This window comes from Amycolatopsis tolypomycina (genome assembly GCF_900105945.1).
In the GTDB taxonomy this organism is placed as follows: domain Bacteria; phylum Actinomycetota; class Actinomycetes; order Mycobacteriales; family Pseudonocardiaceae; genus Amycolatopsis; species Amycolatopsis tolypomycina.
Window position 1 is genome coordinate 895,451 of the sequence record NZ_FNSO01000004.1, and the last position, 15,247, is coordinate 910,697.

Genomic DNA, 15,247 nt, shown 5'->3' on the forward strand with positions numbered 1-15,247 from the left:
CGAAGAAGGGAAGATCGTGTCAGACACCGTCGGAACGCGTCCAGGTCTCGCCGCCGGGGGTTCGCTCGTAGGGTGGGGGAGAGGCCGACGAGTGTGGACGGAGGCGCATGAGGAGTTTGCTCCCGTTCGTCGCGGATCTGCCGCTGGTGGACCACCACTGCCACGGCGTCGTCACCCGCGACGTCACCCGCGCGGACTTCGAGGCGATGCTGACGGAGGCCGACGCGCCCTCGCCCCTGGGCACGAGCCTGTTCGACTCGTTGATCGGGCTGGCCGTGCGCGAACGCTGCGCACCCGTGCTCGACCTGCCGCAGCACGCGGACGCCGACGTCTACCTCGAGCGCCGGGCCGAACTCGGCGCGGCCGAGGTGGCGCGGCGGTTCCTGCGGGCCACCGGCACGACCGACTTCCTCCTGGACGGCGGGTTCCTGCCGGACGCGCTGACCACCACGCCGGAGTTCGCCGGGCTCGCGGGCACCCGCGCGCACGACGTCGTCCGGCTGGAACAGGTCGCCGAAGCGGTGATCCACGGGACGACCGCTCGTGGGTTCGCCGGAGCCTTCGCCGACGAGCTGGGGAAACGCGCCGAGACCGCGGTCGGGCTGAAGTCGATCGCGGCCTACCGCGTCGGCCTGGAACTGGCGGGTTCGCCGCCGTCCGCGTCGGAGGTCGAAGCCGCGGCCGGGCGGTGGCTCGCCGCGGGCGGCGGCAGGCTGGCCGACGAGGTGCTGCACCGGCAGCTCGTGTTCACCGGCCTCGATCTCGGCCTGCCGGTGCAGTTCCACGTCGGCTACGGTGACGCCGACGTCGACCTGCGCCGCTGCGACCCGCTGCTGCTCACCGGCCTGCTGCGGGCCACCCGCGGCGGCGGGGTGCCGATCCTGCTGCTGCACAACTACCCGTTCCACCGCCAGGCGGCGTATCTGGCGCAGGTCTTCGAGCACGTGTTCGTCGACGCCGGGCTCATCACGCACAACGCGGGGTTCCGGGCGCCGGCCGTGCTGGCCGAGCTCCTGGAGATCGCGCCGTTCGGGAAGGTGCTCTTCTCCACCGACGCCTTCGGCCTGGCCGAGCTGTACCACCTGGGCACCGCCCTGTTCCGGCAGGGCCTGTCGGACTTCGTGCGGGCCGCGCTCGACGCCGGCGCGATGTCCGAAAAGGACGCCGTCCGGCTGTGTGCTTTGGTGGGACACGAGAACGCGAAGAGGATCTACCGCTTGGAGCACGTGTGAGTGATCTGTGGACCCGGTGGACGCAGGCGATCGCCGCCGAACTGCCCGCCGCCGTCGAGCTCCGGCACGCCGTGCACGCCGACCCCCGCGGCTCCGGCGACGAGGAGGACACCGCCCGCCTGGTCGCCGGCGCGCTCGGCATGGGCGACGGCACCCGCGTCGCCAAGACCGGCCGGGCCGTCCCGGTGGCCGGCGGGACGGGCCCGGCGGTGGCGCTGCGCGCCGAGCTCGACGCGCTCCCGGTGCTGGAGGGCACCGGCGTGCCGTGGGCGTCCGGGAACGAGTTCATGCACGCCTGCGGCCACGACGTCCACCTCGCGGCGCTGGTCGCCGTCTGCCGGGCCGCGCGGCACGTCGGCGTGCCGCGGCCGATCCTGGCGCTGCTGCAGCCGCGGGAGGAGACCTCGCCGCCCGGCGCGGTGGACGTCGTCGAGTCCGGGGTGCTGGCCGAGCACGGGGTGGACACGGTGATCGGCGCGCACGTCCAGCCGCGGATCGCGCACGGCGTCGTCTCGGCGGCGCCGGGCCCGGTGAACGCCTCGACCGACGAGTTCGAGGTCACGATGCACGGCCAGGGCGGCCACGCCGGCTACCCGCACCTGCTGCGCGACCCGATTCTGGCGCTGTCCCAGCTGGTGGTGAGCCTGCAGCAGCTGGCGTCCCGCCGGATCGACCCGGTGTTCGGCGCGGTCTGCTCGATCGGGCGCATCCAGGGCGGCGCGGCCGCGAACGTCGTCCCGAACAGCGCGAGCGCGTTCGGCTCGCTGCGCCTGATGCGCACGAAGGACCGCGAGCGCGCCCTGGAGACCCTGGCCGACATCGTCCACGGCACCGCGCGGGCCCACGGCTGCACGGCCGAGCTGGAGATCAGCCCGTGCGAGCCGGTGCTGGACAACGACGCGGCGCTGGCGGCGGGTGCGCAGCAGTGGCTGCGCCACGCCGGCTTCGTGGTGGACGAGGGGTTCCGCTCCTTCGGCGCCGACGACTTCGCCCACTACTGCGGCGGCGCGACCCGCGGCCTGATGTTGTTCGTCGGCCTCGGCGACACGGCGGGCGTGCCGAGCCTGCACGACGAGCGGTTCCTGCCGCGTGACCAAGCCGTCACCCAGGTCGCGCACGCGCTGGTGGCGGGGTACCTGGCCGCCTTGGATGCTCCGGTGCGTTAGCGCTACGGTGGCCGCGTGATGAGCGCCTTTCTCGCGACGATCCCCAGCCCCGACCGCGGCGTCTGGCACCTGGGACCGATCCCGCTGCGCGCGTACGCCCTCTGCATCATCGCCGGCATCATCGTGGCGATCTGGTGGGGCGAGCGCCGCTGGGTGGCCCGCGGCGGCACCAAGGGCACGGTGATCGACATCGCGGTGTTCGCGGTGCCGTTCGGCCTGGTCGGCGGCCGGTTGTACCACGTGATCACCGACCCCGAGCTGTACTTCACCGAGGGCCGCAACCCGTGGAACGCGTTCGCCATCTGGGACGGCGGCCTCGGCATCTGGGGCGCGATCGCCCTCGGCGCGGTGGGCGCGCTCATCGCCTGCCGCCGCCGCGGCATCCCGCTGCCGGCGATGGCGGACGCGGTCGCCCCCGGCATCGTCGTCGCGCAGGCGATCGGGCGCATCGGCAACTACTTCAACCAGGAGCTGTACGGTGCGCACACCGACCTGCCGTGGGGCCTGGAGGTCTACCAGCGCTTCAACCCGGAAGACCCGAACAACCTGCTGAACGGCGTCGCGACGGGCCACATCCCGCTGCCGGAGAGCCCGGTCCACCCGACGTTCCTGTACGAGCTGATCTGGAACCTGCTGGTCGCGGCCCTGGTGGTGTGGGCGGACCGCCGCTTCAAGCTCGGGCACGGCCGCGCGTTCGCGCTGTACGTGGCGGGCTACACGGCAGGCCGCGGCTGGATCGAGATGATGCGCACGGACACGGCCAACCACATCCTCGGGCTGCGGGTGAACGTGTGGACGTCGATCCTGCTGTTCGCGGGCGCGGTGGCGTACTTCGTGGTGGCGGCGAAGCGGGGGCCGCGGGAGGCGCCGGAGACCCTGGCGGGCAAGGACGCGGCGGCGGCTGCTGCGGACGCTTCGGGCTCGGGTTCGGATTCGGACGCGCCTGAGGTGGCCGAGGAGCCCGAACCCGCCAAGGTGACGGCCGACGCGCCAGCTTCGGAAAAGCCCGCTCCGGAAGCACCGGCCGAGGAGCCGAAGAAGACCGACGAGAGCTGACCGCTCAGGTTTCAAGCGCCCCAATGGGGTTTTCTCAGTAGCGGCCGTGGTGTTCGTGGTGGGTGAGGACGAGGGCTGCTTGGACGATGTGGCCGATGCGGTGGGGGCAGAGGGTGATTCGTTGGAGTGCTGACCAGCGGGTTTTGAGGAGTGCCATGGCGCGTTCACCCAGGGCGCGGGCTCGGGCGTGCAGCAGGTTGTGGACCCGTTGCCGGGCGTTGAGGGGTGGTTGACCTGCGGTTTTCTTGAACGGGGTGAGGATGCCGATCCCGGCGGCGTGGTAGGCCTTGTCGGCCAGAGTTCTCAGGCCCTGGCCGGCGGCGGCGGTCAACGCGCCGACGATTCCGTGGTCGCGGGCGGCGGAGAGGTCGTTGCGGGAGCCGGGCAGCACCGCCGAGACCCACAGCGGGAACCCGTCGGGGCTGGCCAGGAACTGGATGTTCCCGCCGAAGGCGCGGTGCTTGCCCGAGTACCACAGGTGCACGATCCGGCCACGGTTCTTACCTTTGGTTTTGATCGTGGTCGCCGCGACCCGGTCACACGGGATCAGGGTGCCGTCCAGGATCACATGCGTGTCACCGGCGGCGTGCCGCTCGCGCAGGACCTGATGCAGGTCCGGGGCGCAGGCGGCGAGGGCGGTGATCGCTTCGTGCAGGTAGCGGTAGGCGGTGGCGACGCTGATGCGATGGTCGGCCGCCAGCCGGTGCAGAGGGGTGGCGTCGCGGAACCAGCGCAGCACCAGCACCGCCTGCCAGTACGGGGTCAACGCGCGCCGGCCCCGGCGGGTGCCACGCCGCCGACGCTCGGTGTGCAGGACACGGGCAACGAACCAGACCAGTTCACGCGCCACATCGAGGGTGGCACCATAATGGATCACGTGGGGCCTCTGGAACTCTAGGATTCGATCTTCGCAAATCCAGTCCTACCAGGGGCCCCACGCCTCATCCCACGCCAACACGCCCACCCGAGCCCAGCCCTACTGAGAAAACCTCAATGTGGCGTTGGTTGCGTTCAACGCACCGAACGCCACATTGGGTGCGTTGGATGCACCGAACGCCACATTGGGGCGCTGGCGGCCGGTCAACAGCGGCGGGGTCAGAGGTCCGGCAGGCCCAGCTCCAGGTTCGGCGTCTGCAACCCGCCGTCCACCTCGAGGATCTTGCCCGTGATGTACCCGCCGGCCCGGGACGCCAGGAACACCACCGTGGCCGCGATGTCCTCCGCCTCGCCGATCTTCCGCAGTGGTGTCGCCGACTCCATTGTGGCGCGAAGCTCCGGGTTGCCCACCACGATCTCCAGCGCCGACGTCGCCACCGAGCCCACCGAGATCGCGTTGACCCGCACTCGCGGGGCCAGGTCCGCCGCCGCCAGGCGGGTGTAGTGCGCCAGGGCCGCCTTCGCCGTCCCGTACGCCGCGAAGCCGCGGCCGGACACCCGGCCCATCACCGACGAGATGTTGACGACCGAGCCGCCCGTCTCCAGCAGTGAAGGCGCCGCCGCCACCGTCAACGCGTGGGCCGTGGCCACGTTGAACCGGAACGCCTCCTCCATGAACTCCACCGACGACTCCAGCAGAGGCCGCGGGTACGTGCCGCCCACGTTGTTGACCACCAGGTCGAGCCGGCCGAACTCGGACACCGCCGTCGATGCCAGTGCCGCCGCCGCTTCGGGCGACGAGAGGTCGGCGGGCACCGGAAAAGCCCGGCGGCCCGCTGCCGACACGAGAGCGGCGACCTCGGAAAGCTGGGACGAAGTGCGCGAGGCGATGACCACGTCGGCGCCCGCCTGGGCGAGGGCCACGGCCGTGGCCGCGCCGATCCCGCGCCCGGCGCCGGTGACCACCGCGACCTGGTCGGTGAGCTTGAACCGGTCGAGGATCATGGCGCGAAATGTAACACGTTCTAGTGACCGGGGACACACCGCGCCGATCACGTCACGTTGGTCTTGACCGGAGTTGACGAGCCGTATACTTAGCGGACCGAACTACCGGGAACCCATCAGGAACTATGTCGTTCCGCGCAGCCAGATCGTTACCGTCCGACGTCGTCCGGGGCGCTCCGAAGTGCTGCTCCCGTGTTTCCCAGGTGTTAAAGTCGCGCTAACGAAGCGGGCCATCGTCGTCCCGTGCGCTCCCCCGGCCGGTAGCCCGGCCCCGCACGACAAGACGACGAAGGAGGTCCCGTTGATCTTCTCCGCCATGCCCGGCAAGCAGGGTCTGTACGACCCGGAGACCGAGCAGGACTCCTGCGGTGTGGCCATGGTGGCCGACATCCGCGGGCGCCGTTCCCACGGCATCGTCACCGACGGCCTGGCCGCGCTGACCAACCTCGACCACCGCGGCGCCGCGGGGGCCGAGCCCACGTCCGGCGACGGCGCCGGCATCCTGCTCCAGCTGCCCGACGCGCTGCTGCGCGCCGAGGCCGGCTTCGAGCTGCCCGCCCCCGACGAGCAGGGCCACCACACCTACGCCGCCGGCATCGCCTTCCTGCCGCAGGACGCCGAGCAGCGCCGCAAGGCCGTCGAGCTGGCCGAACGCATCGCCGTCGAAGAGGGACTCGAGGTCCTCGGCTGGCGCGAGGTCCCGGTCGACGCCGACCGCGCCGACATCGGCCCGACCGCCCGCTCGGTCATGCCGCACTTCGCCATGCTTTTCGTCAGCGCTGACGAAAAATCAGGCCTGGAGCTGGACAGGTTGGCCTTCTGCCTGCGCAAGCGCGTCGAGCATGAAAGCGCGAACTCGGGCTGTGGCACCTACTTCCCGTCGCTGTCCTCGCGGACGATCGTCTACAAGGGCATGGTGACGCCGGAGCAGCTGCCCGCGTTCTTCGGCGACCTCCGTGACGAGCGGCTGGAAAGCGCCATCGCGCTGGTGCACTCCCGCTTCTCCACCAACACCTTCCCGTCGTGGCCGCTGGCCCACCCGTTCCGGTTCGTGGCGCACAACGGCGAGATCAACACCATCCGCGGCAACCGCAACCGCATGCGGGCCCGCGAGGCGCTGCTCGAATCCGACCTGATCCCCGGCGACCTCTCCCGGCTCTTCCCGATCTGCTCGCCGGACGCGTCGGACTCGGCGTCCTTCGACGAGGTCCTCGAGCTGCTGCACCTCGGCGGCCGGTCGCTGCCGCACGCCGTGCTCATGATGATCCCGGAGGCGTGGGAGAACCACGCCACCATGCGGCCAGAGCGCCGCGCCTTCTACCAGTTCCACGCCAGCCTCATGGAGCCGTGGGACGGCCCCGCGTGCGTCACCTTCACCGACGGCAGCCTGGTCGGCGCGGTCCTCGACCGCAACGGCCTGCGCCCGGCGCGCTGGTGGCAGACGGCCGACGGCCGCGTCGTGCTCGCCAGCGAGGCCGGCGTCCTGGACGTCGCCCCGAAGGACGTCGTCGCGAAGGGACGGCTCAAGCCCGGCAAGATGTTCCTCGTCGACACCGAGGCCGGCCGGATCGTCGACGACGAAGAGGTCAAGTCCGCGCTGGCGAGCGAGCTGCCCTACGACTCGTGGCTGCACGCCGGCCTGCTCCAGATCGCCGAGCTGCCCGACCGCGACCACGTCGTGCAGAGCCACGACTCCGTGCTGCGCCGCCAGCTTTCCTTCGGCTACACCGAAGAAGAGCTCAAGATCCTGCTCGCGCCGATGGCCGAGAAGGGCGCCGAGCCGATCGGCTCGATGGGCTCGGACACCCCGCCCGCGGTGCTGTCGAAGCGGTCCCGGCTGCTCTACGACTACTTCAAGCAGAACTTCGCCCAGGTCACCAACCCGCCGCTGGACGCGATCCGCGAGGAGCTCGTCACCTGCATGGCGCGGATCATGGGCCCGGAGCGCAACCTGCTGGCCCCCGGCCCGGCGTCCTGCCGCCACCTGAAGCTGCCGTACCCGGTCATCGACAACGACGAGCTCGCCAAGCTCATCCACATCAACGACGACGGCGACCTCCCCGGCTTCGCCTGCAGTGTCCTTTCCGGACTGTACGAAGTGGACGGCGGCGCCGAGGCGCTGGCCGGCGCGATCGAGCGCGTCCGGCGTGAGGCGTCCGAGGCGATCGCGGCCGGCGCGCGCACGCTCGTGCTGTCCGACCGCGACTCCGACCACCGGATGGCGCCGATCCCGTCGCTGCTGCTGGTCTCCGCGGTGCACCACCACCTGGTCCGCACCAAGGAACGCCTGCGCGTCGCGCTGGTCGTCGAATCCGGCGACGCGCGCGAGGTGCACCACATCGCGCTGCTGCTCGGCTACGGCGCCGCCGCGGTCAACCCGTACCTGGCCTTCGAGACCATCGAGGACATGATCTCCCAGGGCGCGGTCACCGGCATCGAGCCGGCCAAGGCCGTCCGCAACTACGTGTACGCGCTGGTCAAGGGCGTCCTGAAGATCATGTCCAAGATGGGCATCTCGACGGTCGGCGCGTACACCGCCGCCCAGGTCTTCGAATCCCTCGGCCTGAGCCAGGACCTGCTCGACGAGTACTTCACCGGGACGTCGTCGAAGCTCGGCGGCGTCGGCCTCGAGGTGCTCGCCGAAGAGGTCGCGACGCGCCACCGCCGCGCGTACCCGGAGAACCCGACCGACCGTGTCCACCGTGGACTCGAGACCGGCGGCGAGTACGCCTACCGCCGCGAGGGCGAGCTGCACCTGTTCACGCCGGAGACGGTGTTCCTGCTGCAGCACGCGTCCAAGACCGGCCGCGACGAGGTGTACCGCAAGTACACCGACGAGGTGCACCGCCTCTACCGCGAAGGCGGCACGCTGCGCGGGCTGTTCAAGTTCAAGGACGGCGTCCGCGAGCCGGTGCCGCTCGACGAGGTCGAGCCCGCCGAGGCGATCTTCAAGCGCTTCAACACCGGCGCGATGTCGTACGGCTCGATTTCGGCCGAGGCGCACGAAACGCTGGCCATCGCGATGAACCGCATCGGCGGCCGGTCCAACACCGGCGAGGGCGGCGAGGACCCCGAGCGGCTCTACGACCCCGAGCGCCGCAGCGCGATCAAGCAGGTCGCCAGTGGCCGCTTCGGCGTCACCAGCGAGTACCTGGTGAACGCCGACGACATCCAGATCAAGATGGCGCAGGGCGCGAAGCCCGGCGAGGGCGGCCAGCTGCCGCCGAACAAGGTGTACCCGTGGATCGCGCGGACCCGGCACTCCACGCCGGGCGTCGGCCTCATTTCGCCGCCACCGCACCACGACATCTACTCCATCGAGGACCTGGCCCAGCTGATCCACGACCTCAAGAACGCCAACGAGCACGCCCGCATCCACGTGAAGCTGGTGTCCTCGCTCGGCGTCGGCACGGTCGCGGCCGGCGTGTCCAAGGCGCACGCCGACGTCGTGCTCATCTCCGGCCACGACGGCGGCACCGGCGCGTCGCCGATGAACTCGCTCAAGCACGCGGGCACGCCGTGGGAGATCGGCCTGGCCGAGACCCAGCAGACGCTGCTGCTCAACGGCCTGCGCGACCGGATCACCGTGCAGGTGGACGGCGCCATGAAGACCGGGCGTGACGTCGTCGTCGCGGCGCTGCTCGGCGCCGAGGAGTACGGCTTCGCGACGGCCCCGCTCGTCGTCGCGGGCTGCATCATGATGCGCGTCTGCCACCTCGACACCTGCCCGGTCGGCGTCGCCACGCAGAGCCCCGAGCTGCGCAAGCGCTACACCGGCCAGGTCGAGCACGTCGTCAACTTCTTCAAGTTCGTCGCCGAAGAGGTCCGGGAAACGCTGGCAGCACTCGGCTTCCGTACGCTCGACGAGGCCATCGGCCACGCCGAGCTGCTGAACACCGACGAGGCCGTCGACCACTGGAAGGCGTCCGGGCTGGACCTGGCGCCGATCTTCGAGATGCCGTCCGAGACGCCTTATGGTGGCGCGAAGCGGCGCACCCGCGGCCAGGACCACGGCCTCGAGCACGCCCTGGACCGCACGCTCATCCAGCTCGCCGAGGCGGCGCTGGAAGACGCGCACCACGTGAACATCGAGCTGCCGGTGCGCAACGTCAACCGGACCGTCGGCACGCTGCTCGGCTCGGAGATCACCCGCCGCTTCGGCGGCGACGGCCTGCCCGACGACACGATCAACGTCAAGCTCACCGGTTCGGCGGGCCAGTCGCTCGGCGCGTTCCTGCCGCGCGGCATCACCCTCGACATGGTCGGCGACGCGAACGACTACGTCGGCAAGGGGCTTTCGGGCGGCCGGATCGTCGTCCGCCCCGACCCGGAGGCGTCCTTCGCCGCCGAAGCGCAGACGATCGCGGGCAACACGATCGCCTACGGCGCCACCGGCGGCGAGATCTTCCTGCGCGGCCAGGTCGGCGAACGCTTCTGCGTCCGCAACTCCGGCGCCACGGTCGTCGCCGAAGGCGTCGGCGACCACGCCTTCGAGTACATGACCGGCGGCCGTGCGGTGGTGCTCGGCCCGACCGGGCGCAACCTGGCGGCCGGCATGTCCGGCGGTATCGCCTTCGTCCTCGACATCGACGCGAAAAAGGTCAACCAGGACATGGTCGACCTGCTGCGCCCGACCGCCGACGACCTGGCGTGGCTCAAGAAAACCGTGCAACAGCACTACGATCTCACCCGCTCCGCGGTGGCGGCCTCGCTGCTCGGCGACTGGCCGCGCCGCTCCGTGGCGTTCACGAAGGTGATGCCGCGCGACTACCAGCGGGTCCTGGACGCGGCGAAGGCGGCTCGCGCCGCCGGCCGCGACGTCGACGAGGCGATCATGGAGGCAGCTCGTGGCTGACAATTGGCGGAGCCTCGGCCACGAGGGCCGACTGGGTGCGGGTATCCCGCAGGACACAGGGGCCGCTCGTGGCTGACCCGACCGGTTTCCTGAAGTTCGACCGCGAAGAGCCGAAGAAGAAGTCCACAGAAGAGCGGCTCGCGACCTGGGGCGAGGTCTACGCGGACGTCGACCCGAACGAGCGCAACGAAAGCGTGCGCAAGCAGGCGTCGCGGTGCATGGACTGCGGCATCCCGTTCTGCCATTCCGGTGGTTCCGGCTGCCCGCTGGGCAACCTGATCCCGGAGTGGAACGACCTCGTCCGCCGCGGCGACTGGGCCGCGGCGAGCGACCGGCTGCACGCCACCAACAACTTCCCCGAGTTCACCGGGAAGCTGTGCCCGGCGCCGTGCGAGGCCGGCTGCGTGCTGTCGATCTCGCCGCTTTCGGGCGGGCCGGTGTCGATCAAGCGCGTCGAGCAGACGATCGCCGACCAGTCCTGGGAAGCGGGCTACGTCCAGCCGCAGGTGTCCGAAGTGTCCAGTGGCCGCCGGGTGGCGATCGTCGGCTCCGGGCCGGCCGGGCTCGCCGCCGCGCAGCAGCTGACCCGCGCGGGGCACGAGGTCACGGTGTTCGAGCGCGACGACCGCCTCGGCGGGCTGCTGCGCTACGGCATCCCCGAGTTCAAGATGGAGAAGAAGGTCCTCGACCGGCGCCTCGCGCAGCTGCGCAAGGAAGGCACCCGGTTCGTCACCGGCTGCGAGGTCGGCGTCGACCTGTCGGTGGACGACCTGCGCGCGCAGTACGACGCCGTCGTGCTCGCGGTCGGCGCCCTGCGCGGCCGTGACGACACGACGACGCCGGGCCGCGAGCTCAAGGGCATCCACCTGGCGATGGAGCACCTGGTGCCGGCCAACAAGTTCGTCGAGGGCGACGGCCCGCCGTCGATCGACGCGCGCGGCAAGCACGTGGTGATCATCGGCGGCGGCGACACCGGCGCGGACTCCTACGGCACGGCCACCCGCCAGGGCGCGCTGTCGGTGACGCAGCTCGACCAGTACCCGATGCCGCCGGTCGCCCGCGACGACAACCGGTCGCCGTGGCCGACCTGGCCGTACATCCTGCGCACGTACGCGGCGCACGAGGAGGCGGGCGAGCGGAAGTTCGCGGTCGCGGTCAAGCGGTTCGCCGGCGACGACGAGGGCCGCGTGACGGCGGTGGAGCTGCAGCAGGTCCGCGTCCAGAAGGACCCGGCCACCGGCCGCCGCGAGGTCATCCCGGTCAACGACGAGGTCGAGACGTTCCCGGCCGACCTGGTCCTGCTGGCGATCGGCTTCGAGGGCGTCGAACAGATGCCGCTGCTCGACGGCCTCGGCCTCTCGCTCACCAAGCGGGGAACGCTCTCGTGCGGCGCGGACTGGCAGACGGAGACCCCGGGTGTCTTCGTCTGCGGCGACGCGCACCGCGGGGCGTCGCTGGTGGTGTGGGCGATCGCGGAGGGCCGCTCGGTGGCCAACGCGGTCGACACGTACCTGACCGGAGCGTCGGACCTGCCGGCCCCGGTGCACCCGACGGCGCTGCCGCTCGCCGTCGTCTGACGTACTACGCCGCCATTCGGCCGTAACGGATACGGCCGAATGGCGGTGTGCGCTCTGTGGTCCGGCGCTTACTTTCGAGTAGCTGTGTCGCCTTTGCGACGATTCACTTCTGCCGAAGGTGGGGCGTCTTGAAGCACACGAAAACCGCGGTGGTCACCGCGATCCTCTCGCTCGCACTGGCCCTGGTCGGCACCCCGGCCCAGGCCGCTCCGAAGCCCTTCTGGACGCCCGACGCCATGCGGGCGGCCGTTCCGATGGACTCTCTCGTCAAGGCCCCGGCCTTCACGCCGAAGGACGTGGCGAAGGGGCAGAGCGCGATCATCCAGAGCATCCCCAACGGCGGGGGCCCCTGGACCGGCGGCGGCAAGGTCACCCAGACCGCCGGGCGCGTGTTCTTCCTCTTCAACGGCCAGAAGGCCTCCTGCTCCGGGGACGCCGTCACCAGCACCAACGGCAGCGTCGTCATCACCGCCGGGCACTGCGTGAAGTACCAGGGCAGCTGGCACACCCAGTGGGTCTTCGTGCCCGGCTACAACAACGGCAACGCCCCCTACGGCCAGTGGGCGGCGAAGACCACCCTCACCACGCCCCAGTGGGAAGCCAGTGAGGACATCAACTACGACGTCGGCGCGGCGGTGGTCAACCCGCTCAACGGCCAGCGGCTCACCGACGTCGTCGGCGCGCAGGGCATCGCCTTCAACCAGCCGAAGAACCAGAGCATGTACACCTTCGGCTACCCGGCCGCGGCGCCCTACGACGGCACGAAGCTGATCTATTGCAGCGGCAGCACCTTCACCGACTTCCTGCTGACCAGGGACCACGGCATGAACTGCAACATGACCGGTGGTTCCAGCGGCGGTCCGTGGTTCCTGTCGTTCAACGAGGGCACCGGCACCGGTGTGCAGGCCTCGGTGAACAGCTTCGGCTACAACTTCCTGCCCGGTTACATGTTCGGGCCGTACTTCGGCACCGACGCGCAGAACCTGTACAACCGCGCGCAAGCCGCGTGAGGTGAACGTCGGCCCAGGGGCGGAGCGGGAGTTCCGGTCCCTGGGCTGACGTCCGCGCGAACGGACCACAGCAAGCTCGGGGCATGCGGAAAATGCTGATCGCCCTGGCCTTCCTGCCGCTCCTCGCGGCACCCCCGGCGGACGCGGCGCCGACACTCCGGTGGACGGCACCGTGCCCGGACTACGGCATGTCGCCGTCGCCGACGGCCGGCCTCGAATGCGCCACCCTGCGCGTGCCGCTCGACTACGCGCACCCGGACCGCACCATCGAGCTGACCCTGTCCCGCAGCGCCGGCACGCCCGGCAAGCGCCGCGGGGTGCTGCTGATGAACCCCGGCGGCCCGGGCAGTCCCGGGCTCGCCATGCCCGCCCAGCTGCGGCAGCGCATGGGCGGCTCCGGCCTGCCGGACGCCTACGACGTGATCGGCTTCGACCCCCGCGGCACCGGCTACAGCACGCCGGTGACGTGCGGCATGACGACGGCGGAGGAGCGCGGCGCGGTGCTCGGCCCGTACGCGGACGGGCCGCGTGACGTCGCCGCCACCGCGGCGAAAGCGCGTGCCGTGGCCGAAAAGTGCGGCCGGGCGGCGACCCGGGACCTGCTGCCGCACATGACGACCGCCAACACCGCCCGCGACCTCGACCGGATCCGGGAAGCGCTGGGGGAGCGGAAGATCTCCTACTACGGCGTCTCCTACGGCAGCTACCTCGGCGCCGCCTACGCGTCGATGTTCCCCGGCCGCACCGACCGGATCGTGCTCGACAGCGTCCTCGGCCCGCGCGGTCTCGACGTCCGCGCCAACCAGCGGTTCGCCGAAGGCTTCGACGACCGCTTCCCGGACTTCGCCGCGTGGGCGGCGCAGCGCGACGACGTCTACCACCTGGGCCGGACCCCGGCGGCGGTGACGGCGAAGTTCTTCGAGCTCGCCGCCGCCCGCGGGCCCGAGTTCCGGGCGAACACGTGGAACGGCCTCTACGACGACGCCTTCTTCCCGGCCCTGGCCCGGGAGTGGGCGGGCACCGCGCGCACGGCGGCCGGTCCGCTCGACGGCGACAACCACGCCGCGCTGCAGCTGCAGGTGCTCTGCAACGACGCGAACTGGCCCGAGCAGGCCGGCTACTACCAGCGCGCGGTCGAACGCGAGCGGGCGCGGCACCCGATGTTCGGCCCGGCCGCGGCGAACGTGAACCCGTGCGCGTTCTGGCCGGTGGAACGGGCCGAGCCGCCGGTGCGCGTCGGCGGCCCCGGCCCGGCGAACGTCCTGCTGGTGCAGAACCTGCGTGACCCGGCCACCCCGCTGTCCGGCGCGCGCGAGACGCGGGCGGCGTTCGGCGCCCGCGCGCGGCTGGTCACCGTGGACGACGGCGGGCACGGCGTCTTCACCCGGGAAAACGCTTGCGGAAACGAAACAGTGCTGGGCTATCTGCGTGACGGGGTCTTCCCCGCCGCGGACGGTTTCTGCCAGTCTTGGCGGTGAGGGGGACATTTCCCCCTCGGGGGAAATACGGGGAGAAAATGATGAAAAAGATGATGTTCTTCGTCGTGTCCGTGCTGGCCGCGGTGCTGCTGGCGGCGCCTTCGGCGACCGCGGAATCCGCACCGGCAGGCCCGGTCTGCATTTCGGAAGCCCTGTGGCTGTACGGCCCGAACGGAACGGCGATGTGCACGGGGGCGGCGATTCCGTCGATCAATCCGGCGTTCACGGCGGTTTCCGAAAGCAATGGCAGCCAGAACGCCTGGTGCCTGTACTCGCAGCCGAACTACCTCCGTTTGGTGGCCCGGATCCCGGCGTTCTCCCGTGCCGACGCGTGGGTGACGGTCGCCTCGGCGCGGCCCTGCTGATTCCCGCGGTCAGCTCGCGGCGGTGAGCAGCGCCCAGTAGCCGCCACCGCCGACGACGACCCCCATCAGCAGGCCGGCCAGCACCTCCGGGGTGGTGTGGTCGCGCAGCGCCACGCGCGACCACGCCACCCAGGCCACCGGCAGGGCGAGCAGCAGCGCCCACGGGCCGTACGTCAGCGTCAGCACCACGAGGGCGGCCGAGGCGACCGCGGCGTGCAGGGAGATCTTGAACTTCGCGCCGAACGTGATCGCCACCGCGACCACCAGGCTCGCCAGCATCGACGCCGCGAGCGCGACCAGCTGCGCGGGGGCGTCGCCCACCAGCAGCGCGACGAACCCGAGGCCGAGCGACACCCCGGCGACCAGCAGCGGGACCCGGCGGCCCGCCCGGTTCGTCACGTGGTGGCCGTCCCACCTGCCGCGTTTCGCCCCGCGGACGATCACCGCCATCGGGATCAGCGAGCCGGTGACGGAGATCAGCAGTCCCCAGCCCAGCGTCGGGAGCGGCCGGTGCCCGGTGGCGGCCCAGGCGACGGCGAGGGGCAGCGTGAGGACCCATACCCAGGGGGCCAGGACTTCGGTCGCAAACCTGGCGAAGCGGAGCACGACGGGAACCCTATATTGGAG

11 protein-coding genes are annotated in these 15,247 nt (G+C 71.2%); 8 read left to right on the top strand and 3 right to left on the bottom strand.

The features are described from left to right. Positions 1–107: 107 nt before the first annotated feature. From BLW76_RS14910 to lgt, 3 genes are read left to right on the top strand one after another with little or no spacing between them, the layout of a single operon-like run. Positions 108–1,232 carry an amidohydrolase family protein gene (locus BLW76_RS14910; RefSeq protein ID WP_091307429.1) on the top strand — a complete coding sequence of 375 codons (1,125 nt, stop codon included), beginning with the start codon at positions 108–110 and terminating at the stop codon, positions 1,230–1,232. Further along, positions 1,229–2,398: a M20 metallopeptidase family protein gene (locus BLW76_RS14915; protein WP_091307430.1), complete on the top strand. Its 1,170-nt coding sequence runs from the start codon at positions 1,229–1,231 to the stop codon at positions 2,396–2,398. Before BLW76_RS14910 ends, BLW76_RS14915 begins: the two co-directional genes overlap by 4 nt. A gap of 18 nt (positions 2,399–2,416) precedes the next feature. Then, the gene (gene lgt / locus BLW76_RS14920; protein ID WP_208613296.1) at positions 2,417–3,454 is read left to right on the top strand and encodes a prolipoprotein diacylglyceryl transferase; all 1,038 of its coding nucleotides are present in this window, start codon (positions 2,417–2,419) and stop codon (positions 3,452–3,454) included. Between the two features lie 34 nt (positions 3,455–3,488). Here the strand turns inward: lgt and BLW76_RS14925 are convergent, their stop codons facing one another. Both BLW76_RS14925 and BLW76_RS14930 read right to left on the bottom strand, forming a co-directional pair. Beyond that, a complete protein-coding gene (locus BLW76_RS14925) occupies positions 3,489–4,331 on the bottom strand; it encodes an HARBI1 family protein (RefSeq protein ID WP_091307434.1) in 843 nt (280 codons plus the stop codon). Positions 4,332–4,549: 218 nt separating this feature from the next. Next, positions 4,550–5,335 (bottom strand): SDR family oxidoreductase, encoded by a 786-nt coding sequence (locus tag BLW76_RS14930; RefSeq protein ID WP_091307437.1) that lies wholly within the window; start codon positions 5,333–5,335, stop codon positions 4,550–4,552. Between the two features lie 301 nt (positions 5,336–5,636). On the opposite strand from BLW76_RS14930, the gene gltB reads away from it, so the two are divergent. From gltB to BLW76_RS14955, 5 genes are all read left to right on the top strand, one after another. After that, entirely contained in the window at positions 5,637–10,190 is a 4,554-nt protein-coding gene (gltB, locus tag BLW76_RS14935; protein ID WP_091307439.1) for a glutamate synthase large subunit, read from the top strand. A gap of 68 nt (positions 10,191–10,258) precedes the next feature. Further along, entirely contained in the window at positions 10,259–11,767 is a 1,509-nt protein-coding gene (locus tag BLW76_RS14940) for a glutamate synthase subunit beta (protein WP_091307441.1), read from the top strand. Between the two features lie 128 nt (positions 11,768–11,895). Continuing rightward, on the top strand, positions 11,896–12,777 hold the full coding sequence (locus BLW76_RS14945; protein WP_091307444.1) for a trypsin-like serine peptidase: 882 nt from the start codon (positions 11,896–11,898) through the stop codon (positions 12,775–12,777). Positions 12,778–12,860: 83 nt separating this feature from the next. Then, on the top strand, positions 12,861–14,255 hold the full coding sequence (locus tag BLW76_RS14950; protein ID WP_091307445.1) for an alpha/beta hydrolase: 1,395 nt from the start codon (positions 12,861–12,863) through the stop codon (positions 14,253–14,255). 41 nt (positions 14,256–14,296) lie between these two features. Further along, positions 14,297–14,620, top strand: coding sequence for a hypothetical protein (locus BLW76_RS14955; protein WP_091307448.1), 324 nt, complete (start codon positions 14,297–14,299; stop codon positions 14,618–14,620). 9 nt (positions 14,621–14,629) lie between these two features. Here BLW76_RS14955 and BLW76_RS14960 read toward each other — a convergent pair whose 3' ends face one another. Then, complete coding sequence (locus BLW76_RS14960) at positions 14,630–15,226, bottom strand: phosphatase PAP2 family protein (RefSeq protein WP_091307450.1); 597 nt, start codon at positions 15,224–15,226, stop codon at positions 14,630–14,632. Between the last annotated feature and the right edge of the window lie 21 nt (positions 15,227–15,247).

What these genes read in the sequence shown, in the direction of transcription:
- lgt (WP_208613296.1), top strand. Translation starts at nt 2,417, where the DNA reads ATGAGCGCCTTTCTCGCGACGATCCCCAGCCCCGACCGCGGCGTCTGG.
- BLW76_RS14955 (WP_091307448.1), top strand. Translation starts at nt 14,297, where the DNA reads ATGAAAAAGATGATGTTCTTCGTCGTGTCCGTGCTGGCCGCGGTGCTG.
- BLW76_RS14930 (WP_091307437.1), bottom strand. Translation starts at nt 5,335, where the DNA reads ATGATCCTCGACCGGTTCAAGCTCACCGACCAGGTCGCGGTGGTCACC.
- BLW76_RS14950 (WP_091307445.1), top strand. Translation starts at nt 12,861, where the DNA reads ATGCGGAAAATGCTGATCGCCCTGGCCTTCCTGCCGCTCCTCGCGGCA.
- BLW76_RS14910 (WP_091307429.1), top strand. Translation starts at nt 108, where the DNA reads ATGAGGAGTTTGCTCCCGTTCGTCGCGGATCTGCCGCTGGTGGACCAC.